Annotated in this window: 22 protein-coding genes; 8 read left to right on the top strand and 14 right to left on the bottom strand. The window is 42.3% G+C overall.

Annotated features, from left to right (window positions below):
- Position 1: 1 nt before the first annotated feature.
- The 4 genes from lepB to E5331_RS02845 form a co-directional block, all read right to left on the bottom strand.
- Positions 2-886, bottom strand: a complete 885-nt coding sequence (gene lepB / locus E5331_RS02860; RefSeq protein ID WP_123484598.1) for a signal peptidase I — start codon at positions 884-886, stop codon at positions 2-4.
- A gap of 154 nt (positions 887-1,040) precedes the next feature.
- The gene (locus E5331_RS02855; RefSeq protein ID WP_123484597.1) at positions 1,041-2,120 is read right to left on the bottom strand and encodes a BF3164 family lipoprotein; all 1,080 of its coding nucleotides are present in this window, start codon (positions 2,118-2,120) and stop codon (positions 1,041-1,043) included.
- A 362-nt stretch (positions 2,121-2,482) separates the two neighbouring features.
- A complete protein-coding gene (locus tag E5331_RS02850; RefSeq protein WP_123484596.1) occupies positions 2,483-3,376 on the bottom strand; it encodes a DUF1573 domain-containing protein in 894 nt (297 codons plus the stop codon).
- A 13-nt stretch (positions 3,377-3,389) separates the two neighbouring features.
- Positions 3,390-3,749 (bottom strand): hypothetical protein, encoded by a 360-nt coding sequence (locus tag E5331_RS02845; protein WP_123484595.1) that lies wholly within the window; start codon positions 3,747-3,749, stop codon positions 3,390-3,392.
- A gap of 868 nt (positions 3,750-4,617) precedes the next feature.
- On the opposite strand from E5331_RS02845, the gene E5331_RS02840 reads away from it, so the two are divergent.
- On the top strand, positions 4,618-6,183 hold the full coding sequence (locus tag E5331_RS02840) for a transglutaminase domain-containing protein (RefSeq protein WP_168355113.1): 1,566 nt from the start codon (positions 4,618-4,620) through the stop codon (positions 6,181-6,183).
- Positions 6,184-6,461: 278 nt separating this feature from the next.
- Here E5331_RS02840 and E5331_RS02835 read toward each other — a convergent pair whose 3' ends face one another.
- Positions 6,462-8,342 carry a hypothetical protein gene (locus tag E5331_RS02835; RefSeq protein WP_135985823.1) on the bottom strand — a complete coding sequence of 627 codons (1,881 nt, stop codon included), beginning with the start codon at positions 8,340-8,342 and terminating at the stop codon, positions 6,462-6,464.
- Positions 8,343-8,871: 529 nt separating this feature from the next.
- Positions 8,872-9,990: a DUF4221 family protein gene (locus tag E5331_RS02830; RefSeq protein WP_135985821.1), complete on the bottom strand. Its 1,119-nt coding sequence runs from the start codon at positions 9,988-9,990 to the stop codon at positions 8,872-8,874.
- A gap of 621 nt (positions 9,991-10,611) precedes the next feature.
- Between E5331_RS02830 and E5331_RS02825 the strand changes: the two genes are divergently transcribed.
- Both E5331_RS02825 and E5331_RS02820 read left to right on the top strand, forming a co-directional pair.
- Positions 10,612-10,863 carry a DUF4160 domain-containing protein gene (locus E5331_RS02825; RefSeq protein WP_135985819.1) on the top strand — a complete coding sequence of 84 codons (252 nt, stop codon included), beginning with the start codon at positions 10,612-10,614 and terminating at the stop codon, positions 10,861-10,863.
- A gap of 12 nt (positions 10,864-10,875) precedes the next feature.
- On the top strand, positions 10,876-11,112 hold the full coding sequence (locus tag E5331_RS02820; RefSeq protein ID WP_135985817.1) for a DUF2442 domain-containing protein: 237 nt from the start codon (positions 10,876-10,878) through the stop codon (positions 11,110-11,112).
- 179 nt (positions 11,113-11,291) lie between these two features.
- Here E5331_RS02820 and E5331_RS02815 read toward each other — a convergent pair whose 3' ends face one another.
- Entirely contained in the window at positions 11,292-11,669 is a 378-nt protein-coding gene (locus E5331_RS02815) for a helix-turn-helix domain-containing protein (RefSeq protein ID WP_135985815.1), read from the bottom strand.
- 309 nt (positions 11,670-11,978) lie between these two features.
- Between E5331_RS02815 and E5331_RS02810 the strand changes: the two genes are divergently transcribed.
- Genes E5331_RS02810 through E5331_RS02800 form a run of 3 tightly spaced genes read left to right on the top strand, consistent with a single transcriptional unit; the run spans position 11,979 to position 12,899 of the window.
- Positions 11,979-12,194, top strand: a complete 216-nt coding sequence (locus tag E5331_RS02810; protein WP_123483484.1) for a DUF3791 domain-containing protein — start codon at positions 11,979-11,981, stop codon at positions 12,192-12,194.
- A complete protein-coding gene (locus E5331_RS02805) occupies positions 12,194-12,691 on the top strand; it encodes a DUF3990 domain-containing protein (protein ID WP_123483485.1) in 498 nt (165 codons plus the stop codon). The genes E5331_RS02810 and E5331_RS02805 overlap by 1 nt, the downstream gene beginning before the upstream one ends.
- Positions 12,669-12,899 carry a hypothetical protein gene (locus E5331_RS02800; protein ID WP_123483486.1) on the top strand — a complete coding sequence of 77 codons (231 nt, stop codon included), beginning with the start codon at positions 12,669-12,671 and terminating at the stop codon, positions 12,897-12,899. The genes E5331_RS02805 and E5331_RS02800 overlap by 23 nt, the downstream gene beginning before the upstream one ends.
- Before the next feature lie 141 nt (positions 12,900-13,040).
- Here E5331_RS02800 and E5331_RS02795 read toward each other — a convergent pair whose 3' ends face one another.
- From E5331_RS02795 to E5331_RS02770, 6 genes are all read right to left on the bottom strand, one after another.
- A complete protein-coding gene (locus tag E5331_RS02795) occupies positions 13,041-15,707 on the bottom strand; it encodes a calcium-translocating P-type ATPase, PMCA-type (protein WP_135985813.1) in 2,667 nt (888 codons plus the stop codon).
- 62 nt (positions 15,708-15,769) lie between these two features.
- Entirely contained in the window at positions 15,770-16,105 is a 336-nt protein-coding gene (locus E5331_RS02790) for a hypothetical protein (protein ID WP_123483494.1), read from the bottom strand.
- A gap of 238 nt (positions 16,106-16,343) precedes the next feature.
- Positions 16,344-17,738, bottom strand: a complete 1,395-nt coding sequence (locus tag E5331_RS02785; RefSeq protein ID WP_123483488.1) for a hypothetical protein — start codon at positions 17,736-17,738, stop codon at positions 16,344-16,346.
- A gap of 167 nt (positions 17,739-17,905) precedes the next feature.
- Entirely contained in the window at positions 17,906-20,965 is a 3,060-nt protein-coding gene (locus E5331_RS02780; RefSeq protein ID WP_123483489.1) for a glycoside hydrolase family 2 TIM barrel-domain containing protein, read from the bottom strand.
- Between the two features lie 325 nt (positions 20,966-21,290).
- Positions 21,291-21,527, bottom strand: coding sequence for a hypothetical protein (locus tag E5331_RS02775; protein WP_123484060.1), 237 nt, complete (start codon positions 21,525-21,527; stop codon positions 21,291-21,293).
- Positions 21,528-21,630: 103 nt separating this feature from the next.
- Positions 21,631-22,848, bottom strand: coding sequence for a glycoside hydrolase family 76 protein (locus tag E5331_RS02770; protein ID WP_123484059.1), 1,218 nt, complete (start codon positions 22,846-22,848; stop codon positions 21,631-21,633).
- Positions 22,849-23,262: 414 nt separating this feature from the next.
- Between E5331_RS02770 and E5331_RS02765 the strand changes: the two genes are divergently transcribed.
- A complete protein-coding gene (locus tag E5331_RS02765) occupies positions 23,263-24,495 on the top strand; it encodes an AAA family ATPase (protein WP_135986403.1) in 1,233 nt (410 codons plus the stop codon).
- The gene (locus E5331_RS02760; RefSeq protein ID WP_275441041.1) at positions 24,492-24,839 is read left to right on the top strand and encodes a hypothetical protein; all 348 of its coding nucleotides are present in this window, start codon (positions 24,492-24,494) and stop codon (positions 24,837-24,839) included. The genes E5331_RS02765 and E5331_RS02760 overlap by 4 nt, the downstream gene beginning before the upstream one ends.
- 278 nt (positions 24,840-25,117) lie before the next feature.
- On the opposite strand, the gene E5331_RS02755 is transcribed toward E5331_RS02760, so the two are convergent.
- A complete protein-coding gene (locus E5331_RS02755; RefSeq protein WP_123484057.1) occupies positions 25,118-26,524 on the bottom strand; it encodes an aldo/keto reductase in 1,407 nt (468 codons plus the stop codon).
- Positions 26,525-26,589: the final 65 nt, after the last annotated feature.

Below are 26,589 nucleotides of genomic sequence, written 5' to 3'. Positions count from 1 at the left end.
CTCATATCTTTTTAAGCATCCTGTCGAATCTGAGTTTCCCACTGTAAGGATCCTTTGAATACGAAATGAGATCAACTACCCCTACAATATATTCCTCCGGCACCAATCCCCAATACCTTGAATCATAAGAATCGTAGGCATTGTCGCCTGCAGCGAAATAATAGTCATGTATGAATTCATACTGTTCAATTCTCCGGTCTCCGACATACACCCGCCTGAGGGAATCGTCAACTGTCACCCTCTTTCCTGTCTCATATTCCAATATATCCTTATAAAGATAACCCTCCTTACAGCCTATCCTGACAATATCCCCACATCTCGGAATATACCATGGTCCGGCATTCAGACAATTCCATCCAATCTGTTCCGGTCCGACGCCCCATCCCTCATATACCTCCGGATTCACTCCATAAACCGTCAATTGTCTCTGTCTCCGAGGGATACCGAGTTCTCCAGAAAAATTATTTGATTTGTAGAATCCGTCGGTTATTCTTATGGTGTCTCCAGGCAAACCCATTATACGTTTACAATATACATAATTGATTTTGAAAGCTATTCTGCCGTTGTTTATCGGGAAATTGAACACCACCACATCATTATGTCGCAGCCTTCGTAATCCTTTAAGCCTTATGGACTCAAGCTGATTCCCTTCACTGCGGAAATCAAAATCCGTATAGATTCTCGCCCCCAAATGCAGCTTATTCACGATAACCCTGTCTCCGGGACATAACGTAGGCATCATGGAGTTGGACGGTATGACAAATTGATCAAAGACAAATATCCTCACAATCTGATACAGTGATACTACACAGAAGATAATAATGATAACCCGACAAACTGCTCTAAATATCTTTCTTAAAAAATCATATTGTAAAAATAATTGCATTCTATATCCGAAGTTGACCAGCTACATTTCAGTGGTTGATAGTTTATAGTTTATAGTTTAAGGTTTAAGATTCACGGGAATCCTCGAATCTTTTCAATTATACAAAATTCAATGACAATAAACCATAAACTTTAAACCTTAAACCATTTAAATATCACATCGTAAATCTTAGGATTCGGAAATTACCATCTTCATCCTCAGTTGAAGCAATTATATATTTATCATCAGATGTGACACTCTCTGTAATTGTATTAACATCAAGTCTGTATCCATTTATAAACTCTCCGTCCCAATTAAACTTCAAAATACTTTTTGGTTTCTTTTCGCCTGCTTCAATCTCTGCATTTGTAGCACCGCTATAGACGATATAGACATAATTATCTGTAGGAATCAGTTGAGTGAAGACCAACTTAGTCTCAGGCAGGTATCTCATTGACACAATCTGCTCCCCCTCGTCTCCGCTGCTATGGACATTTACCGGAGTTTCAAAAGTGAAATACTCCTTACTCAACTCGGCAGAATCTGCTTTTATATTGTAGAACGCCACCCAGTCGCTGAATGCCCCTGCCAATACAAATTTGTTGCCACCGGGATTCGTGCAGAACAACGCCTGATGAGCCATCAAAAATTCTATAGGATTCTCAATACCCTTATTGTCTCCCGGATATTTCCCGAAGGTGTACTTCACCCCTCCATTGTCATCAAGTAATGCAAATAAGTCATCCCCGTTAACCACATCTGTGATCAGTCCATATTTAGATGGCTGGATATCATGCGCGTTAGCGGATTTAAGATCCAATAGCTTCACCAGATTATTCTCCGACAACATGGGGTTCTCCGGATTAAATTTAAAGTACGATGCCTTGCGTGATCCCGTATCAAGGATAAACAGCAATGAATCTTGATCGGAATATCTGACCACCCTCATGTTCATAAACTCATTAGGCCCTCTTCCCCTCATTCCGATTCCTCCAAGAGCCGTCTCATTATTGAGATCAAAGGCTCCAAGCATCCCTTCAGCTTGATTTTCACTAACAAGGAGTGTGTTTCCTGCCATTGTCAACGTAAACGGACTCAGAAACCTACAACTATCCAATATGTGCTCACTCTTGACAACTTCAATCCCATCCAAGTTGTCAAGTACTCCCACTTCCTTATTTTCCCGGCATGAAAACATACCCGACAGGACAACAGCTGTTGCCAATAACTTTATTTTCCTATTATAAAATCCCATAATCTACTAAAGACATTAGTTTAAACAGAGCCCGACCACCTAAGCAGCCAGACTCTATATTTTTCATTAATTACCAACTTCTATGATAAAACACCCACGGTAAACCTCCTATGTATAAGGTACAGCAATACCTCCCTGGATAATCTGTCCTACATCCACCGCATTCTCTCCCAATTTCAGACTCTGACAGAGCCTCTATATTTGCCATCTCCAATTTGGAGAAGTCATTTTCAATGTTGCTACTATCAATGGTAATAGCAACTGTCACAGCAGCTGCTAAGGTCGCCGCTGCAGACAAGATAATTTTCTTTGTCATGTTCACTAATTATAATAAAATTTATTTGATTTCAGATTAAATCAGATTATTTTACAAATCCGATAATCCTATAAACCAATGGTTCTTCAATACCTTTAAAATTGACCATAATTTCTCTCTCAAACTCTCCTTCCGTGACACTATCCGGAGTGTAGTTGACAAAAAGTGTCACACTCTGTTTCGATTGGATTGTATCGTTATCTGAATAAGCTTCAGTGCATTCGCATGATGTCGCAATCCTATCTATAATTATGTCTTGATCGGAATAGTTTGTTATTTCAAAATAAATCTTGCTGGTTTTTCCTTTATGAGTCATCCCTATGTTCCTACACAAGATTGGTGAACCGACAAGACTCCTTACACTATCAGTCATCCCAATACTTTCGGATCCTCGGATTATATCCTCATATAATGAACTCACATTATGATTATACACCGGATTACCAATAGCAACAACACGATTGTCTGAATCAAGTAGGAAAGTTTGATATGCTAATTCCTGCGATAAGGAATTGCTCTTACTGAATAACCCGTTTACGTCAATAACTATAGGCTGAGAAAATTTATTCTTCCTCTCTAATTCTATAACCTTGTCGTATCCTGCTGAATCTGTCTCCACAATCATAAGGAAAGACACATCTGTCTCACCCAAAGAATTGAATCTGTCAATCATTTGTTGCCAGATCGGCAATTTCATACTACATTCCGTGCAACCCTCGCCATCAATATAAGTGACGATACGGTAGTCAGCACTCTGCCAATTATAATTCACAGTATCGCCTTGCAATACAAATGTCAGATTCTCCGGAACAACAATCTCCTTGCCCATCCATTCTCTGACAATTGCTGCTGCATCATCTCCGGATTTGACACATGAGGGGAGCATACAACCCACAAACGCTATGAATCCTACTGCTACCGACCTTGCCGAAATCTTCATCTCTTACGCGTTATCATAGTTCAAGAATACCGTATGCACTCCAACTTTTACTATATATCTCTATCATATATGTACCGTTATTTGATGGCAGATAAAATACGGTATTTATAGTCGGGGAATAATGCAACACCTCATTATTCGATGTTATATATACCTCTACCTCATCCGACATAGAAGATTCCATATATATGGCATTCTCCAATGTGTCATACCACGCGGATATATTATGACGCAAAGGCATTCTATGGGGTTTATCTGGTATGTTTGTTTTATTAATTACAATTGTTATGACATCTTTTTCATCTTCTTTAGCTTCCGCAGTTGAGCAGAATGCCATAAGCAATACCGACATTATTAATGCAAATCTTTTCATGTTATTACGTGTTAAATTTTTTCGCAAAATTAATATTCAAAAGTTTGAATTTAAAATCAAAAGTTTGAATTTATATTTTTTAACATTTTATAATTGTATTATAATTAAGAAATTACAATGCAATCACAAATCAAACTAACCGAAAAGTTTTAAAAGTTTGAATTTGCCCTCATCTTATACGCATTACAATAGAAAAACCTCTATCATCTGAATATTAAAAAAAAATTTTTAACTCAATAAACAACGAATAATATGCATGCTATTTACCTCTAAAAAATAACTGACCATATAATCTAAAAACACTTTATACCTTACATTTTTACAATCTTTTTTTTATTATTTAAATAAATATTATAACTTTGCAGTCACCTAAAAAAGTTAGCTTCATAATTCATCACTTGATCAATTTTACTATCAATAATATTCTTTAAGTATAGTAGAATTAGATTGACTTGATTTTTGATATAAAACAACTAAATTATAATATAAAAATATACACATCATGAATCTTCAGAAAATATCATTTCTGATAACTTTTTTAGGTCTATTTTCATGTAGACAAAATAACTCTTTAGAGACTGTCTTAGATTATGCAGCCGATAATCGGCATGCATTGGAAAATGTGTTAGCTCATTATAATGAAAGTCCTGAAAAATTATCATCCGCTAAATTTATTATTAGAAACCTGCCTCACTGGTATTCCTATTCAGATAAGGGAGAACTTGACTCAATTGAAAATCTATTGCATCAGATTGCTGTAACAGAAAACCTATGGTATTTCAAAGATATTACGAAAAGGGACTGGTCATCTTTCAACTATACGACACTCCCCAGACTTTACGATTGCCATACCATTACAGATTCTCTTTTGATAAAAAATATTGATGACGCATGGAAACAACGTAACATCAGGGAATGGAATGTGGAACTGAAAGACGATGATTTCAATAATTTTATTCTTCCACATCGCATCGGAGATGAAAAACTGTCAGACTGGCGTCATCTTTATTTGTCGCATTACGGAATTCTTCTTGATTCTCTTTATCCTAAAGGGAATGACGTTCTTAAGGCAGCGGAAATCATTTACGAAGAGTTGGAAAAAGAGAATTTCAAATATAATATATGTGCAATATGGCCTCACAGAAAAGCCACTGACCTCTTCTTAAGTCATTCGGGTCCATGCCGCGACCAATGTGACCATGCAGTCTATGCACTACGGTCGGTCGGAATACCATGTGCCGTTGATACATATTTCAGTTCTCCTGAAACCGCCACATCCCATCAATGGGTGGTGGTGCGTGATAATATCACAGGACGGTTCATCCCTTTAAGTAAGAATATGGTTGAGCGGAGGGATTCTTCAATCAATGATTGGAGAAAAAAGGGGAAAGTATATCGATATATGCCTTCCTTGCAAAATGAACGCAAGGAGTCTATAGTGGAGACAACGCGAATTAAGACACCAATCCGTAATTATTTTATCAAGGATGTGACAGAAGAATATTTCGGACAAAACAGTATCATGGTCTCCATAGACAATCCATCAGAAAAACGTGTAATGCTTGGGGTATTCTCTCCCGGAGAATGGAGAATAATAGATTATGCCTCGGAATATTCAGAAACGGAAGCTGTGTTCAAGAATATAGAACCTGGAAGTATCTATGCCCCTGTATTGGAAAAAGGGGAATCCGGACAGACTAAATTATGTGGTTTCCCATTCATATTTGAAAGGGATGGCTCAATTACTATGCTTAAACCTTCCCCAAAAACGGTTAAACTCACCATTAACCGAAAGATGCCGTTTATGCCTTGGCTTTATGACTGGTTTTCCAAAGGCGTATCGGGAGGCTATTTTGAATTGAGTAATTCCCTTAATTTTGAAAAATCCGTCAGAGGTGCAAGTTTCCCCGACACTTTGGATACCAATTTCCATCTATCGTTATTCCCTCCAACATACTCAAAATACGTGAGATTGACAGTACCGGGAGAAGATCAGATTGTTATCGGTCAGATAGAGATTTACTCAGATTCCACTGCAAAGAAAAAAATCAACTGCTCTATATTTTCTAAGTTTGACGGATATTTTCATCCTGAAAATGCTATTGATGGTGACATACTATCCTTTTTCGCCATGCCAAAAGAAAGACGAAAGCTGATATTGGAACTTGATAGTCCACAAAATGTGGAAGCAGTAGCATTTATACCCCGTAACAATGATAATTTCGTTTGGCCTGGAGATCATTATCAACTTCTATATTTTGATTCTGTTGAAAAAGGATGGAAAGAAGTAGATAGAGCCATTGCAGAAAATCATTCTTTGACCTTTGATGCTCCGGAGAATGCATTGTATTGGTTACGAGACCTCACCAAAGGTCATGAGGAACAACCATTTATATGGCGTAACGGGAAACAGGTATTTGTGCACGACTTGTAATTAAACGTATCATTATCTTTAAACATATAGATTGCAGTCTTATCATTGATTGGCAAAGATAAGACTGCAATCTATATGTTTATTAGCACGATATCTAATCCCTATGAACCTTTATAGCTCACTTTATCGATGATGATGGTGTCTTCATCCACAGAAATAAATAGTTATGCATATTTATTATAGTTTTTTCTGCAAAATTAGAACCTAAAAGTTTGAATCTAAAATCAAAAGTTTGAATTTACCGACATTCAAATCAAAAAAGCAATGAAAAACATAAGTCATCTGGATTCATCCAATAGTTTTTTTATATAATTCCCAAGATTGGTGTCATGTTTTCCCAAACCTAATTTCTTCCTTACGGCACTGCTTATATGCAGATGGCTCGTTGAATTCAGATAAGAGGAAATCTCAGTCCCACGTAGACCGATTGCATACAGGCATACATATTCAATCTCCCCATCGTCAAGATCCTGATTCTTGAGATTATCTATAAATTTGGGATAACATACCTGAAATGCGAGTCTATTCTCCTGCATGAATTTATTCTTGTCGGAGATCAGTTCTCTTGTCCATTTCTCATACAAATCCTCATGACGGGCACTTGATGACAAACGCGATGCAAGAAAGGCATTGAGCATCGATATTCGGTTTTGTATTACCTCCTTTACCTCTTGTGCCACGTCGTGATTGTTTTCTGAATTTATCTCCTTCAGATGCTCTATCTCCGAAGACAATTCAGCCATGCGCAACCGCATGTTATCCGATTCCAACTCTTGTTGCTTTCGTTCAAGATGCAACCGGATGTTTTCCGCCTCTGTCGTCTTGGCTATCTGCCGAATCAAATTCTGTTCAAGGTCTGTCATCTGATTGTTCATTGCGAGCCTATGGTTTTTTGCCTTATGGATACGAAGGGAATACACCAATATCATGACAGCAAACAGCAATGTAAACATGACTGCAATAATGACAGTAATAATGCCGGATTTGAACTGACTGTCGGATATGACGGCGAGTTGGAACTCATGATGATGCTGACTTTCTATCTGTGCATTCCTGAACTTGATAAGGTTCAGACTGTCATTAGTATTGAAAAAACGCAGACATTCCTCAAAGGCATTCTTATAATCACCCGTGACTCGATACAAGTCTATCAGAATACTTTGATATTTCAACGTGTCATACTCTATACCAGATGTCCTTACATCTTTCAATATCTCTGCCGCCCTTGAAGTATCGCCCGCTTCCAGGCAACCATTGGCAATCATCATAAGATCTATTGTTGAACCTACACGATTATCTCGACACAGATTTATTATTGAATCCAACTGAGCGGACAATCCAAAATGCGTGATATACGCCAAATGATAACTCCGGAACAACGATGATTCTATATGCCCATCCTTACGACCCTCCGAACACAACATCAAAATACTGTCCGCCCTTTCCTTATTATCAAGCAGATTATATCCGTTGAGCATACTCAGCAGACAATCGTAGTACAATTCTTCACGACCAAGATGTCTGTAAATATCGGCTGCATAGGAATAATATTTCACGTATTCCGTCAGTACAAGCCAATACTTAAATGTCTGCGCAATGGCAACATTGGTTCTTGCCAGAACCATGGAATCTGTAACCTCCCCTTTCAGTTCAAGAGCATTCAGAAATACCTTGTTCGCCTTTTCCGATTCTCCACGATTCTGATATATCCGACCGAGATAATAGAGTGTCTGTAGACGCTCATCCGGAGTGCCGTGTTTCTTGTAAAAGTCAATTGCCGGTTGCAATATGTCAAATACTGTAGTATCAATATAATTCTTGTCGATAGCCATTGAGATGAGTAGAGAATGACGCGCAAGTTCCTCTCCGCTAAGGCTATCCGATCGGATAGCCTCCAACATACGGAGGGAGGAGTCGGGATGCTCCTCCATGAGGGCATCAGCCCTGTCAAGTTCGCTCCTCACTGCGGAATGTCTGTCGCAACCCGTAGCGACAACAACTCCGATAACTAAAATTTCAACTAAACCACAAAGTGCGCGGAGATCGCTGAGTTTTTTATATAATCTCCGTGTGCACTGCGGTGTAACTATCCTACGGTGCGATAACATGTGTCGTGGAATCGCACTACATATTGTAATATAATCGATAATTCGTTTCATAATTGTGGCAAAAACTCCGGCAAACAAGCCAAATATTTTACAATCCACAAAGTTAACACAATTTCCGATTGCCATCAAAATCCGACACCAAAATCCACACGAAGATTAAAATCGCACGAAGATTTAACCACAAAGAGCGCGGAGAGCACAGAGTTTTTTTATTCCTGTAAAATGAAATAGCACGAAGAAAAGAAAGAAAGAAAAGAAAAAATTTTTATAATTTCTCCAATAAATAATTTCTTTCGTTTCTTTTTTTTCTTCGTGCAAATTTAACCACAAAGAGCGCGGAGAGCACAGAGTTTTTTTTATCCCTGTAACATGAAATAGCACGAAGAAAAGAAAGAAAGAAATAAAAGAAATTTTTTTATAATTTCTTCAATAAATAATTTCTTTCGTTTCTTTTATTTCTTTGTGCAAATTAAACCACCAAGAGCGCAAAGATCGCAGAGTTTTTTATTATCTCAAAACACAAAATCTCCGTGATCTCCGCGTTCTCTGCGGTGTAATTTTCGCGTGCTCTGCGGTGTGATCAGCGGTTTTTATAGGTCACTTTATCGATGATGATGGTGTCTTCATCCACCGGATGGAATACGTTCTCTACAAAAAAGCCGAGGTATTCCGGTGTCGTGAACCAGCCGACGAATGGGTTATAGCGGTTCTGCGGCAGTTCACATTCTCCTACCGGATTGAAATCCTTATCGAAATACATCGCATACAGTTTCCTTCCATATATTGCCTCCGCAATGTCTCCGTTCGGCTCCACCGGTGCGCCGTCAAGCGTGACCATGACATACTTCCCCTCCTTCTCAAGATAATACAGAGGCGAATGGAAGAAATTTTCCATTCCATAACGTTCCAGAAGTTCGGAAGTATCACCCTTGCTCTCCGGCATCACCTCATCTACGAAGTTGCTCTTGGCATGGATCACCCTTGTGCTGTCGGCAGACATATCGTAAACGTATATGTCTGATTCAAAAGGATAGTTGTATATGGCAAGATCCTTATTGAATGTGACGTTAGGGGCTCCCATGAAACCATGCTTCCCCTCGCTCACAGGTTTCCTCAACCGGACATTCTTCAGTACAGAGCCCGATCCAAAATCATACACCACAACCTCAAAACCCTTTTCATGGTTCACGGCAGGATACGTCACTGTATGCTTGTCAAAATCTATATTGAAATCCGTTATGTTCATACGGGAATTTGTCTCAATGTTACAGTAATAGTCATCCGACAACTTGATCCTATCCCTCACCTTCCCCATGCTGTCGATAAGGCATACGGCAATGCCGTCATATATCGCGATGGTGTCCGGGGAGAGTGCCTTTAATCCCGCCACCTGCATGTTGACGGCATCCGGTCCGTGATGCTCAAACGGGATGAAACGGTCTATCTTCAAACCAGCCATATCTATCACATCCAACCCATGACGCTTGTAGTTATAGCCATAGACCGACCTGTTCTGATCAAGGTAAGAGGTAGGGTTATAGCTTTGCAGGTGGAGCTTCGAGGTGTCGCCGGCAACAGATACGGAATCAATTGACACCTCGACGACTTCCGGCTCATCCACACTCTTGGACGTGCCGGAATTGTTACCATTACAAGATAGCAAGCATAACGGCAACAATAAAAATAAATAGTTACGCATAGTTATTATAGTTTATATGTAAAAAAGTCTCATGTAAATCTCACCACCAAGAACGCGGAGAACACGGAGTTTTTTATCCCAGTGACATGAAATCGCACGAAGAAAAGAAGGAAATTAAAGAAAATTTTTTATAATTTCTTTCGTTTCTTTTATTTCTTAGTGCTATTTTAACCACTGAGAGCGCGGAGAACACGGAGTTTTTATTATCTCAAAACACAAAATCTCCGTAATCTCCGTGTGCTCTGCGGTGCAATCAATCATGTTCATGAGATGATTGCAAAATTAGTCAGATCAATACTTTTTCAAAAAAATAAAGGCATTAAAATATGTTTAAAACAAATAAATAACATTAATAAAGACCTGATAGTTAATCACAACACCAAATACAACGAGCGGTTAATGACACCCGACATGAAATCGCACGAAGAAAAGAAAGAATTTAAAGAAATTTTTTTATAATTTCTTCAATAAATAATTTCTTTCGTTTCTTTCATTTCTTTGTGCAATTTTAACCACAAAGAGCGCGGAGAGCACAGAGTTTTTTTTATTTTTCTCTTTTATATGATAAAATGATTTAAAATCACTATCTTTGTACATTTAATAAGATAAATTATAATTAAAATGGGTGCAATATACATACTTGAGGGTTTGTTGATATACATCTATGGATTTGACCATAATCCTCCACATATTCACGTTAGGAGAGGTTCTGAAGAATTTACCATTACAATTAAAGATCGTCTTATTGAAGGTAAAGCAAGATTCAAATCCGTTGCACTTGTCAACAAATTTCTTGACAAGCACGAATCTGAAGTTATGGAACTTTGGGAAAAAGCTCAGAGAGGTGAAAAATTAACAAAAATCAATCGATAAATTAAAATTATTATGTATCTGCAAGTAACTGATGTTGAATATAAAGGAAACTATGTTCTGAAATGTACATTCAATGATGGAGTGGTAAAAAATGTAGATCTGACTCCTATCTTGTCTGCTCCGGCATTTCAAGAATTGACTGACATTGAAAAATTCAAGCAATTTGGATTAGACGAAACTATATTTTGGGCAAATGGTGCAGACATTGCACCGGAATGGCTCTACTCCAACGGAGTGTCCGAACAATAAATCTCGTACAAATTTAACCACAAAGAGCGCGGAGAGCACAGAGTCTTATTATATAATCTCCGTGATCTCCGCGCTCTCCGCGCTCTCTGCGGTGTAATTTTTTACGCGTTATGCGGTGCGATCTTTCACGCGCTGCGGTATAATGACCCGTGCGCTATGTGGCGTAATGACAGTGACGGTCAACATGGGGTATCGACACCAAGGACAATTGCAGGGTCGATATTCAATTTCTGACTCATTACGCGAGCCTGCATAAGTGTCGGTTCCTTTTTGCCTGAAAGATATTCACAAATACGGGATGGATTAATACCCAATAATTTTGACAGAGCCACCTGTGTCAACCCCATTTCATACATACGCAATTTAAGCATATCCACCAAAGAGGGTCTTTCAATTGGGAAATGCTCTTCCTCATAATCGGCAACCAAATTACCAAGCAACGTCAGTTCAACCATTTCCGGAGTATCTTCAGGAGTATCCTCCGGCAGAGATAGCATCAACTCCTCAACACGTTTTAATGCAATCTTATACTGAATTTCATTTTCAATCTTTGTCATTGTTAGTGAAACTATCTTCATTATTCATATAGTAGTCATTTTTCATATTGTAAAGTAACACAGGATCTTCCAAATAAACAAATAATTCTACTGAATTTATATCAATCACTAAGAAAAGAAAGAAATAAAAGAAAAAATTTTTATAATTTCTTCAAAAATCTATTTCTTTCGTTTCTTTCATTTCTTTGTGCAATTTTAACCACCGAGAACGCGGAGAGCACAGAGTTTTATTGTAATGAAGTGACTTGAATCCAAATAATTTATGAAAAAAAACGTTTTATAAATAATCACTTATATATAATCAATAGTATGGATAAGTATCGTATACCATATCTGAATATGATTGTCCGTAAGTTTGCGGAACGTTATTCTTTGACGCTTCAGAATGCGTTTGAATATCTGTTAAAATTTGGTGGAATGAAGTATCTAATTGATTTTTACGAAATTGAACATACTCTACCAATAGAGGATACATTAGACGAATTAGCTGCAACTTGTTGCGATGCAGGAGGGTCGATAAAATAATGATATTGTATCATGGTACAAATATGTATTTTGATAAAATTGATTTATCAAAATGTATGCCATATAAAGATTTTGGACAAGGTTTTTATCTGACTAATATCCGGGAACAGGCTTACGATATGGCAAAAAGAAAAAGTCGTCGATTTGGTAATCCAATTATACACACATATCAAATTGATGATATGATTTTACAAGGCGAAGGCGATTGTAAAGTCCTTAAGTTTGAAGAACCTAATGAAGAATGGGCTGAATTTATTCTCTCAAACAGAGAACAAACAAATCCACCTTTTGAGCATTCTTATGATATTGTAATTGGTCCTGTGGCTGATGATGGAGTGGCATATATTTTAAACCGTTATCTGGAGGGATCTTTTTCAATGGAAGATGTTGTAAAAGGATTACGATATTCAAAACTTAATAACCAAATATTTTTTGGTACATATAAAGCAATCAAACATTTATATAGAATAGATTATGACAAAATTACAACAACATAAATTCCTTGCATCAAACATTATTGATAATCTTGTAAAAAATGTCATGCATGATAAGGAGTGTGATATATTGACGGCAATGAAACGGGTATATCAATCACCTGTTGTAAATTGGCTTCAAGACAATGATGATGACCTTACTTCTCAAAGTTCGGCGTATGCATACGAATTACTGAAGCGTTATCCAACTAAGGAATCAATCATGGAGTAATCTCGTGCAAATTTAACCACGAAGAACGCGGAGAACACGAAGTTTTCTGCATAAACAAAATTCTCCGTGATCTCCGCGCTCTCTGCGGTTTAATTTCACACACGCGTTATACGGTGTATTCGCGTTATGCGGTGTAGGTGGTTACTTCTTGAAGAGGCGGATCAACTCACCTATCCAGAGCACTACTGAGGTGGAGGCGATGATCCACACCCAGTCCATGAACTTCAACGGTGTCACATTGAAGAACTCACCACCAAGCTCAACAATGAATACCTGTCCGATAAGTATTATCAACGCAATCATCGCAAAACCGCGGCATCCCTTGAAATGGAAGGCAGAACGTCCGGTCATAAACGCACGTGCATTAAACATGTTCCAGAACTGAAGGAATACGAAGATCGTGAAGAACAGACTCAACTCATACGGAGTGAGCGAATCACGCGCTCCAAGCTGAAGTCCGCAAAGCTGACTCATGGAGGTGATGTCGGAATGTTCGAAGATATATAGCAGACCGAGCAACACGGCAAAGAACAGACCTCCGACACTGATGATCGACGTCCACATGCTGCGCGATATGATAAACGCATTACGGTCGCGCGGTTTGTCACGCATTACGCTCTCCGACGGCGGAAGCGACGCGAGTGCCATAGCCGCAAATGTATCCATGATTAGGTTCACCCACAGCATCTGAGTGACCGTAAGCGGTGACTCAGTACCCATGAACGCACCGGCAAGCACGATAAGACACGCCGCCACGTTGACTGTCATCTGGAACAGTATGAAACGTTGTATATTTTGGAACAGTGAACGTCCCCACATCACGGCACGTCCAATCGACGAGAATGAGTTATCGACGATTGTGATGTCGGATGCCTCCTTAGCCACAGATGTGCCGTCGCCCATCGACAGACCCACATGGGCTGCCTTCAACGCCGGGGCGTCGTTGGTGCCGTCGCCGGTCACCGCCACTACCTGATTGTTTGCCTGAAGAGCCTCCACGAGACGCTTCTTGTCAGTAGGACGCGCACGCGCTATAATCTTGAAATCGCCCACGCGCTTACGAAGTTCACCCTCGGAAAGCTCCGCAAATTCCGGACCTGTGATTACACATTCCTTACCATCCGACTCAGTGATGAGCCCGATCTGACGACCGATCTCACGTGCCGTGGCAGGTGTGTCACCAGTCACAATCTTCACGTTGATACCTGCATCGAGACACTCCTTCACAGCCGCCGGGACATCCGCACGCACGGGATCGGAGATAGCCACGATACCCTCAAACGTGAGGTTGTCGGCATTGACCTTACCATTCTCTATCACGCCATCAACCGACGCAAGTTCCTGATAGGCGAAACCGAGTGTACGCATAGCCTGATTCTGATATGCAAGAAGCTGCTTGGCTATCTCATCCCTCGAAACGTTGCCAGCCACATTCTTACAGAGTCCAAGCACAATCTCCGGCGCACCCTTGACGTAAAGCATCGGTTTACCTGTAACGGCTGACTTGACAATTGTAGCCATGAACTTACGCTCCGTAGTAAACGGAAGCTCTTCCAGACGCGGAGCCGCAGCCTTTATCTCATCGTAGTTCTTCCCGGCAGCATTGAGCCAGAGAAGAAGCGCACCCTCGGTGGGATTACCAAGAGCCTTAGGTTTGCTACCGGAGAAGTCGAGAGTGGCAGTAGAGTTTACGGCTATACCCTCCTCAATGATAGCCTGTGGGGTGTCGCCGTAGAAATTAGCCTCAGCCACCTGCATCTGGTTCTGCGTAAGCGTACCGGTCTTATCAGTACATATCACCGTAGTCGCACCCATCGTCTCGCAGGCGTGCATCTTGCGCACAAGGTTATTGGTCTTGAGCATACGGCGCATGGAGTAAGCAAGCGAGAGAGTGACAGCCATAGGAAGACCCTCCGGCACAGCCACAACCACCAGCGTCACGGCTATCATGATGCTCTGAAGCAGGTAGGCACCGAAATCTACTGTGAAGAAACCTCCTGTCTCTGCAAAATGAGGATCAAAGTAATACATCACGCAACGCCCCACCACAATCAGTGCGGCTATCGCATAGCTCACCTTACTGATGAGATCACCCAGACCGTCAAGCTGCTCGTTGAGCGGAGTCTTTACGCTGTCGTCGATCTGTGCCTCTTCAAACACCTTGCCATTCTCCGTGGCATCACCCACCTTATCCACAATGAAGATGCCATGACCCTCCATCACCTTTGTGCCGCGCAACACGTAGTTGCTCTTATAGGTGGCATCCGGATCAAAATCATTCGGGTCGATGGTCTTGTGACAGGCAGGTTCGCCGGTGAGAGTCGATTCATCCACCGTGAGAGTCACCGCCTCCACCAATGTGCCGTCAGCCGGAATCTCATCACCTGTGGAGAGATATACCACATCACCCACAACCACGTCCTTCTTGGGAATCTCTATGGTGGTTGAGTTACGCAGCACGCGCACCGGCTCGTCATCATTCACCTGATTGAGCAGAGAGAACTCCTTGTCAGCCTTCAATTCGAATATGAATGCCAGCCCGGTGGCAAGCAATATGGCAATGAATATGCCGATAGGTTCGAAGAATACTCCAGCATCCTTTCCTAATCCGAAATATTCATAACATGAGATACCGATCGACAATGCTCCCGCCACAAGCAGGATTATTATCAACGGGTCTCCGAATTTCTCAAGAAATTTCTTAAACAAAGAATCTTTCTTGGGTGGCGTCAGAATATTGGCACCATTCTTTTCTCGGCTCTGTGCCACTTGGGCATCGGTCAAGCCTGTCAGATGATTTGTCTGCATATAGTTTATATTTTTGCTTTTGGTTGCTTTTTGAAAGATTACCTATTGATGTTGTCTAAACTTCATTCCTTTGGCAACGACAATCCCCTTGTCGACTCCAATATGGGCAAGTTAGCCTCAGTAGGCACGTAGATGACTGTCTTGTCGCTGAGGTCAGACTGCTGGCGCACCCAGAGATACTGTATGTAGGTCGGCGTGATTGAGCCGTTCTCTATGCGGATCGCTTCCGCCGCACCCTTCGCACGCTCTATCTCCGCCTGTGCGTTGAGTTTCTCCGCCTCAAGGTTGGCTCGCGCCTCCTCTATCTTGATCTTACGGTTCTGCTCCGCCTTGGCAAACTCTGCCTTACCCTCCATCTCCTGCGACCAGACATTATACCACGGACGGATAAATGCCATTGCTACTATCACGAAAACCACTCCCGCGATTCCCCAAATAATACCTTTCGTCACCTGTGTCGGGACGTTCACATTGTTATTGCTGTTATACATACTCAATTTTTATAGGTTAATACTCTTCAATAAGCGAATTTCGCTATTTTTACGATATGAACACGTATTTTTGCAACATATTCATTCTTTTAAACGATATTCACGTCATTATGGTTGCAACATTGCAACCCTCTTATGCTCCATATCAAAATTGAGATGAAGTCTTAATCCATTCCGTCAGCGGAACCATATCCCCCGTCATGCCATCCTTCACCTCCACCAGACTGCTGTCAAGATGAATGAAGAGAGTGTTGTCCTTATCCTTGCTGACAACGTAATCCCCTATGTTGAGCAATTGACCGGACAGTTTTCCAAGCTGACGTTTGATAAGGCTGAGCATCGGGCGACGTATGTCAGACTGGCGCAAATCCGGCGCCTTATCCTTATCCCCTCCGAAAATCCCATAGAAATGACGATACATCTCCTGCAACTTGTTCATACGCCGGTCATACGCCTCCCGTTGACGCGAAGTGGCAGGCGAAGCGAAGTTGACGCCTCCACGGCTCGACATCACAAGCATGGTCAGATACAACGCCTTCTCCCTGCGGTGAAGCCCGTGAAGCACCGTGTCTATATCCGGGAATGAGATCTCCTCCTTGTAGGGATTAATGAATATACGGCTGCGAACGTTGCGACGCATAAGGTGCATGTCAAGAAGCAGTTTGTAGAAACCGGCATACAGGAACTGGTTGTGCTGCTCACGGTTGTTGCTGACGATGACCACGTCCGAACTTAGCATTGACGTGAACTCATCAAGAAACTCATGGACGTCGCGCATCAGATCCCCCTCTATATCCATCTTCAGATAGTTGGAATAGATGGTGTCGCCAACGAATGATGTGCCGATCTTCAGAAAGAATGCAGGAGTGGTGTTGCGCAATGAATCCATACCGAGTTTGTTGCACAATATATCCTTCGTAAACTCATACGTGGTCATTCTCAGAAGTTTCTCCACCCCTTCCCGTCGCCGCTCCTCCGATAGTTGCGGTGCAATGAATCCGGCTATTCTCTCCATAAGTCCCGGTTCCGCCTCGCGGTAATGGCGTATGATCTCCGGTATGTAGATAAACTCGAAGCCACCCAGACGGAACTCCGAGAAGAGTCCACGATAATTGCGCTCCACCAAATTATCAACGCACTCCGCCGGCTCACCCTCTATGTAGATAAGGCAAGATGTAGGTATGTCGAAAATATTCTTCGGGAAGGAATATATATGGCTCACCTCTCCATACAGGTCATCAAGAGCCCTCGCCACCCCCATTATCAGCAATGCTTCCAAACGCGCACAAAAGCCGTCGCTGACGGAGAGTGCGCGGCATCGGCTTACAAGCTCCTCACGCGTCTCCTTGTCCGACTCACGCAATATGCCGATTGCTTCGGCAAGCGTCATCCCCTTTGCCTCGATCTCCTCCTGTCGCGACAGACGGAAATCAGCACGGAAGCCGGTGAAATAATCCATCTCACCGGCATCGATAACCGAGTCCGCCATTATCAGGTCGGAGAAAACCCGGCAGTATGCTATGCGTTCATTACTTTTCATCTCTTTTGGGTTATTTCATTTGCGTCAATCCCTCTGCCTTACAGACAACAGCATGACAACGGGCTACACTTTGCAAAACTATGAAAAAAAACGTAAACTATCCACAAACCATACTGTTTTTTTTACACCATACATGTAAGTTTACCAACATATATGACAGCGGATAATCAGTCGGCAAAGAGCCTGAAATGAAGATGATGCGGAACATTCCCGTCAACCGAATATTTCTCAAGAGTGCGAGCTCCCCATGCATCAGCACCACCCACACCATGTATTTCCGAATCAATATTAAGCGTAAACACATCCGCAACCGGAAGCATGTAATGATGAGCCGCCCGCTCTATATCATCCTCAGAATATTGCCATATACGGAATGAAACACCACGCTCAGGCGCAAGAATCTTTATTGCCGGGATAGAATCACCCTCAATAGTAATCTCTTTCACATCACATCTGTTGGAATTATCCTGTGGTGCCTCATAATATGTTGCAAATTCCGACAGCGGCATTTCATACCGTCCGATGAACGCAGATTCTTTCCTGTCAGGATAATTCTCATGTGGTCCGCATCCATACCAGCCAACCTTCTTGAAATCTGACGGCAGCGACACATTCATTCCAAATTTCGGAATAAACGGTTTAGGTTGTTCGTCCGGAGAATATCGCATCTCCACATCAATATATCCATTTCCCGACACTCTGTAAGTGAGATCAAGCACCGCCCCAATATCCAATCTTGAAGATGATGCTATCTCCACACATGAATCCAGCCTCTCGACACGGAAAGATATGATCTCCCGACGGTCGGCGGCATCACGCCATGCACCAAGACGTTCGTTATAGCCATTATGCTTCTGACTGTCATTGGCAGGTTTCCAAAAATAAGGTTTCATCGGCGACTTAAATATTTCCGAACCGTTCCTTACCCATTTCAGTAAAGAGCCGTCAGAACCGATCTCTACCATATTGTCAGCAAATCTCACAATCGCCTTATCCTTTTCCCTATCCACCGAGACCTCACCGATTACAGCACATTCAACAGGCGCAATTTCACCACCGAGATATATCTGCTCCGAGGCAACAGCAAAACCGGCATCTGCCCATGACGTAGATTCCTTCAGACGGGCATAGACATTTATATAAGTCTCACCCTTGCTGCAATCCACATAAGGGAGTGGAAGATATCCGGAATCAGGCGACAATTCTCCCGAAGAGACAACAATCCCGTCGACGAGCACATCAAACGTGTAGCGGAACTTATCCAATGGAGTGAAGCAATGTCTATCTATCAATCTAATTTTATCCCCGTCCTTGACGAAATCAATGTTCTGATACACCTTCTTCACCTCATAATAATGCGGATGGGGAGTGCGGTCGGGCGCGACAAGTCCATTTATATTGAAATTTCCATCGTTAGGACGATCTCCGAAATCTCCACCAAAAGCCCAGAATTCCCCTTCGCGCAATTTGAGATTCGCCACATTGCCGGAATATTCAAGAGGCGAACCGTCAATACGTTTCGCAATTCCCTGATCCACCCAGTCCCATATCGCACCGCCGGCAATTGAGGGATCTGCATATATAACATCCCAATATTCACGTAAATTCCCCATTGAGTTTCCCATCGCATGAGCATATTCCCGCATCATTACCGGACGGTCTGTCACCCTTTCGGCAAGACTCCGCAACGCATCCGGCAGCAAATAGCCTTCATCATAAATATCGGATACACTGCGGTCGGAATCATAATATACCACTCTTGTGGAGTCTATCGCACGAACTGTATCAGCCATTGCCTTTATATTATCACCAGCCGCTCCCTCATTACCAAGCGACCACATTATTACCGACGGATGATTTCTGTCGCGCATGACAAGCGACACTGCACGGTCAACATGTGCTTTCCGCCAAGTAGGATCATCACCCAATTTTCTATTGCCTATCCCGAATCCGTGACTCTCATTGTTTGCCTCGTCCATCACGTAGATGCCCATACGGTCGCAAAGTTCATAAAAAAGCGGCATATTGGGATAATGACTCGTACGGATCATATTGATATTTGCCTGTTTGATCAGTTTCAGATCCGTAAGCAATGTCAAGGAATCGACATATCTGCCTGTGCGCGGATGATGCTCATGCCTGTTCACGCCTTTAATTTTAACAGGCTTACCGTTTACGTAAAGCACTTCTCCCTTTATCTCCACCTTACGCACTCCGAAATAAGAGGCAAATGATTCACACTCTCCATTCCTGTCAGACAAGGTAAGGCGCACATCATACAACTCCGGTGACTCACTTGACCATAAGCGCGGATTATATATCGTATCCTCCACCATCAGCATCCGGCTTTCACCCTTTTTCAAGGTTACAGGAGTGGTAGTGGTTCTCTTGCATCTGTTATAATCTGCGACAGTGCAGCCATCATCAATTTCAAACGACAGAGATACCCCTTCCGCTTTTTTGCCACTACAGTTATCCACTCTCACCGATCCCTTCACCACAGCATAAGAGAAATCATTTGCAGGAACCACCTCAATAGAATAATCCGACATCATGACTGTCGGACGAACCCATAATTCCACAGGACGGAATATTCCGCAGAAACGCCACATATCCTGATCTTCAAGATAACTACCGTCACTCCAACGATACACCTCCACCGCGATACGGTTATCTCCGGATCGGATATAAGACGTGATATCAAATTCTGCCGGCGACATGGAATTCTGACTGTAACCGACACGCCGACCATTCACCCATAGATAAAAAGCTGACTTTACCCCTTCGAAATGCAGAAGATAACGTTTCGACGCATTTTTCTTACCTATATTGAAATCACGGACGTATGATCCTACCGGATTCCTATGACTGTTGCTATAAAAATCCGATGGTGGCTCATCTGTAACTTTGGGCACATTCGGAGCAAATGGATAATTGATGTTGGTGTATATCGGTATGCCGTAGCCTTGCATCTGCCAATTACCCGGCACTTGTATTGAATCCCATTCCCCCACATCATAATTATCCTTATAAAAATTCACAGGGCGATGTTCAGGATCTGCCGACCATTTGAATCGCCAAATACCGTCAAGACTTATTACCGATGCATTATCTTTCTTTTTTGATGGAGGGATAAGCGTGGCGTGATACGATCTCTTGTTAATTCCCAAGACATCGGGATTCTCCCAATCATTTACAATATCTTTTGCATTTACGGTTCCATTCATTATGGACAGTGCAGCAATAAAGTTTCCCAAAAGATATCGCGATTGTAGTTTCAGTACATTGTGCATACAAGTTATATTTATATAACGAAGTTACCTAAACTTCAAAATTATCTTTTTCAATTAAAGCACAATACATTAAAGTTGTCTAAACTTCATTCCGTAGAAGAATGTATTGTGTACCGCAAAGATACTATAAAATTTGAAATAATTCATATATCGATCTAAGTTATCTGACTTTATTCCGAAATGTTAAAACATAAAAAAGAGGGAAGCCGGTCAAGTTTTCCTCTCTACCTAAAAATAATACATCCTAAAAAATAAAGATTCAGTGCACTGAAAATTCATAAATTCGTGTAGCCACAACCTCCGGAGTCTGCAACGGCTGCAATACCATCAGACGCAGGTAGCGCACACTGCGCGGATTCTGCAACTTACGATGCAGCTTGTTCTTCTTGTTTGAAGTGACGTAATCCAGCGTCTCCCAATCGGAATCCTTGTCGCTCTTGCCATACAGGACACAGGCAGACGTGATATAGCCCGGATTCTCACTGCCAGCCGACACGATGAGATGGAGGACAACGGAGCAGCCTTAACTCCATACGTCTCGCCCGTAGCTGCAAATAATGGCAACCATGCAGATCATCGCCGTTGTCAATCTCTTCATGTTATTGATGTTGGTGGTTATTTGATTTCCTGTAATAAGCGGCACGCGCAAGCATTTCGCTGTATGCCGCCTGTGTGAGGAGCCATTTCTTCTCATCCTTCACCGTGCCCGACCAGTCACTGTCAACAAGTCCGGTCGACGCATCGCGCATGTTTCTCCATACGTAATCAAGATTTCGGCAGAAGGCATCCATGTAGACAGGGTTATGGTTCACCCTTTCAAGAGCGGCATATCCGCGCATCATGACTGCCGAGAACCATACATCCCTCGGATTCAGCAGACGGAAACTACCCTTCTCATCCAATCCCTCTCCGCCATTGAAGAAATGACGGTAGCCGCTCTCCGCCACACGTTCTGCTTCCCGCAGATACCCCTTTTTGCCGGTATGACGATATAGCAGCACTGCCGCCTCAATCATCTGCCCCGTATTGTACGCAAATTTTGAACGTCCAATCTCCCCTTTCAGGTTGATGTTATCGAAATAAAGACCATCTTCAGGATCCTGAAGATTTCTCTTGGTCCAATCGTAAAGTCTCCTACCCTTCTCCAGATACCTTTTGTCGGATGTCGCGCCATACAGTTTCAGTGCCAACACCGCACCCGGAGCATTCGAGCAAGTGTTCTTACTCCCCTTTTTCTGCTCACACCAGTATATGCCACCACCTAACACGTCATCCGTACCGCACTCTATGAACTCCCATATCTTCTGCGCCCGATGTAGCCAGATGGCATCCTTTGTGGAGTTGTAAAGGTCGACGAAATCTATGCCGAGCCATATATTGTCGTCATAGAAACGGTCGCTCTGTGCCGCCGTGTTGACGTATGATGCGTATGCCGGAGGGATCCGTTTCTCATCGGCATACATCTCCAGACCGGGCATAACCCTTTCATCAAGCACCTGAAGCCATTTCTTGTCCGATGTTGCCTCATAGATTGCCGACACAGCCGACAATGTGCCGGAGAAGGGCCACAGATAGGAATAGGGATTACCTTGTACACCGTCATCCCCGGCGAGATAGCCCGCCTTATATCCGCTGTCAAACGGATAGTTCTCGCGAAGCAATCCTGTACCCGGAATACCATATCGGGAATATATCGAATCTAATGTCTCCTCACTCATCGCTGCATAATGACGGGAATCCCCCTGCGACATTACTGCCACCGGATTAATCCCTACCGCTGCCGAGAGCATCAGAACCGTGCCATAAATTTTTCTCATATCAAAAAGAAATTTCTCAGTTTCTTGCAAAAATATACCTAATATCCCATACAAGAGTCCACATCCCCGCCAAAAACATAACACTCCCCGAATCATCCCTATCGCATACAAATTTGGCAGACACCGACACACCCCACATCTCCCGACTATAATGACAGTAATTTATGATATACTGAAGTTTCGCAAGCTGCACTTCAGTGGTTTAAAGTTTATAGTTTAAGGTTTAAGATTCACGAAAATCCACGAATCTTTTCATTATACAAAATTTAATGATCATAAACCATAAACATTAAACCTTAAACCATTTAAGTGAAGCAAGTTGGAAAACTTGCGAAACTTAAATGATATATATACATCTTTGTTAGGTTATATCATTTGGAAACACTATCTTTGCACAAGTCTATACAAAATTATATGAGTAGAATCAAAATTAAAAATTTCGGTCCGGTAAAGTGTATAACCTCTTCAACCGATGGATGGATTGACATAAAAAAAGTGACCATTTTTACAGGTAATCAGGGTAGCGGCAAAAGCACAGTCGCTAAACTGATTTCCACCTTTACATGGATGGAGAAGGTTTTGACACGAGGAGATTTCAAAGATAAGGAATTTACGGCGGCACGTTTTAAGAACAAATATTGCGCCTATCATCGAATATCCAATTACTTTATAAAGGAAAAGACCGAAATTTTCTACGAGGGAGACACCTACAAGTTTACCTATACTAAAGATGGAGATTTTATCATAGAAAAGAGAGAGGACACATTGAATGATTATTCACTTCCTCAAATCATGTATATCCCTGCCGAACGTAATTTCATCAGCATGGTCAACAGACCGAATCTGATTAAAGACCTGCCGGATGCATTGCTTGTATTCCTGACGGAGTATAACAATGCCAAGCAATTTATAAAAGGTGGTCTGGAATTGCCGATCAATAATGCGCAATTGGAATACAACAAACAGAATGATGTAGTCTCAGTCAAAGGTGAGGACTACAAGGTGAAGTTAATGGAGGCATCAAGTGGCTTCCAGTCAATGGTTCCCCTTTATTTGGTTTCGTTGTATTTATCCGAATCTGTAAAAAGTCAGGCAAGCCATGCTCATAAAATGAGTAGTGATGAGACAAAACGGTTTGAAGCGGAAGTCGCCAATATCTGGAACATTCCAAATCTTACGGATGAGCAACGCAGGATAGCCCTTTCAACTCTTTCTGCAAGGTTTAATAAGTCAGCTTTCATAAATATAGTGGAAGAACCGGAACAAAATCTATATCCGGAATCACAATGGATGATAATGAAGCAATTATTGGCTTTTAATAATTCATTAGATGCAAACAGATTGGTTGTCACGACACATAGTCCTTACCTTATAAACAGTCTGACAATAGCTGTAAAGACAGGAATGTTGTCGGCATACAGAAATATACCCGATGGTGTACGTGAAAGATTGAATGCCGTTTATCCTATTGAGGCTACCATACAACCGGATGATATTGCCATTTATGAGTTTAATGAATCAGACGGAACTGTAACTGTTTTGGATACTTATCATGCTCTGCCTTCAGATGACAATTTCCTTAACAGGATGTTGGATAAGACAAACAATGATTTTGCAGATTTATTGGAAATACAACAAGAATTATGATCGATTTTTTCCCAATAGAACATATTGCTTCATCAAGTAAGCGAAAATTCGGTATATGCGACCGTCCTGCTCCTGCCGCAGATAAGGCCTACATTGCAGAAAACGAAGGTCAGGATTGGATTGCGGTGGTAGATAATCATTATCAGATTAAAGTGAATTTTGTACCGATAGATCATTGCATCGAACTGCGCAAAGAGAATGGGAAGATGGACAATCGTTGTGATGGATGTCTGTTTTATGAAGACGCAATCATCTTTGTGGAACTTAAACAACGAGGCGGTAAGGACAACTATTGGATAAAGGAGGGAGAAAAAACAATTGCGTTCCACTATCAAATATTTTGAACAGCAGGATGAGTCCCGTAATTTTTCCAAAAAGAAAGCATATATAGCCAATAGTGAAAGACCCTTGTTCAGGACAGGGCAAGCTGTAAGGATGGACCGTTTCTTCTCAGAAACCAAGTATATTTTGAGAATTGAAAATAGGATAAATATCGAATGACAGAATCCTGATAAAACAGAGTTCTGATAGAGAAGCGAGGACACTGAAAAATCAATACTCTTTCAGTGTCCTCGTCTATTTCTATCATATCGCATACGTTATATCCGCATACGTATGTCTGTCATAATTTATCCTGTTTCAGATTCTCCACATACTTGTCAATCCTTGCAAGCGCATTCGGGATATTGATACCCTGCGGACAATGCGGTGCACAGGCTCCACAACCTATGCAATGGCTCGCCTGACGTAATTTCGGCACGCTCCTGTCGTAGCCCACAAGAAACGCACGACGTGCCTCCTTATAATTCTCATCCTGACTGCTCTCCGGAGTGTTACCCTCATTTACGCATTTGTTGTAATGAAGCAATATTCCCGGAATATCAAGTCCGTAAGGGCAGGGCATGCAATACTTGCAATCGTTGCACGGCACCGTCGGGAATTTGACAATTAGGTTTGCCGTGGAATAAAGGAATTTCATCTCCTCATCCGTAAGCGGCAGAAGCGGACAATATGACCGCAGGTTATCCTGAAGATGCTCCATATACGTCATACCGCTCAACACGGTGAGCACATTCGGCATGGTTCCGGCGTATCTGAACGCCCACGACGCCACACTGCGTTCCGGCTCACGCTGCTTGAGACGCGCCACGATATTGTCAGGCACATTCGCAAGACGTCCGCCAAGCAACGGCTCCATGATGACAGCCGGGATTCCCATCTTCTCCAGCTCTCCATAAAGATACTCCGCATCTGTGTTGCTCGGATTTATCTCCTTGGCATGAGCCCAGTCAAGATAATTCATCTGAATCTGCACGAAATCCCATTTATACTTGTCATGCTGCGCAAGCATATCATCAAACACACGCACGTCGCCATGATAAGAGAAACCGAGATTACGTATGCGTCCCGCCTCACGCTCCCCCATGAGGAAATCGAGAATACCATTGTCGATATATCTCGAACGGAACTCCTGCGGTCCATCCGCCCCCATGCCAATGGCATGAAGCAGCATATAGTCGATATGATCGGTCTGAAGCTCCTTCAGAGAATTGCGGTACATCTCAATCGACTTCTCCCGGCTCCATGTGGATTTCGCGAAATTCGACAATTTTGTGGCAATGAAATAGCTGTCGCGCGGATGGCGGCTAAGCGCGATACCGGTAGCACGCTCCGAACGCCCCTTGCAGTATGCCGGCGACGTGTCGAAATAATTCACGCCATGCTCCAGCGCATAGTCCACAAGACGGTTGACCGTCTCCTGATCAATCTCATCCTTATTCACCTCCTCGCCCTCACTCTTCTCTATCGTCGGGAGACGCATCATGCCATATCCGAGAATCGATACCTGTTCTCCCGTCTTCGGATTCTTACGATACGTCATCTTGTCGGTCGGAATCTCCCCGGTTGAAGTCCGGTTGCCCGTCACAGTATTCTGTTTCGAGTCGCATCCTGCAAGAGCTGCGGCAGAGATAGCCGCCGTGCCCATACCGAGACGCTTCAGAAATTCCCGTCGGTCTATATTTTTCATATCTCTTATCTTATTTAAGTTTCGCAAGTTTTCCAACTTGCTTCACTTAAATGGTTTAAGGTTTA

It is taken from the genome of Lepagella muris (genome assembly GCF_004793975.1).
Lineage (GTDB): Bacteria > Bacteroidota > Bacteroidia > Bacteroidales > Muribaculaceae > Lepagella > Lepagella muris.
Note: the sequence above shows the minus strand (reverse complement) of the source record. Positions and strands in the feature narration are given on the sequence as shown.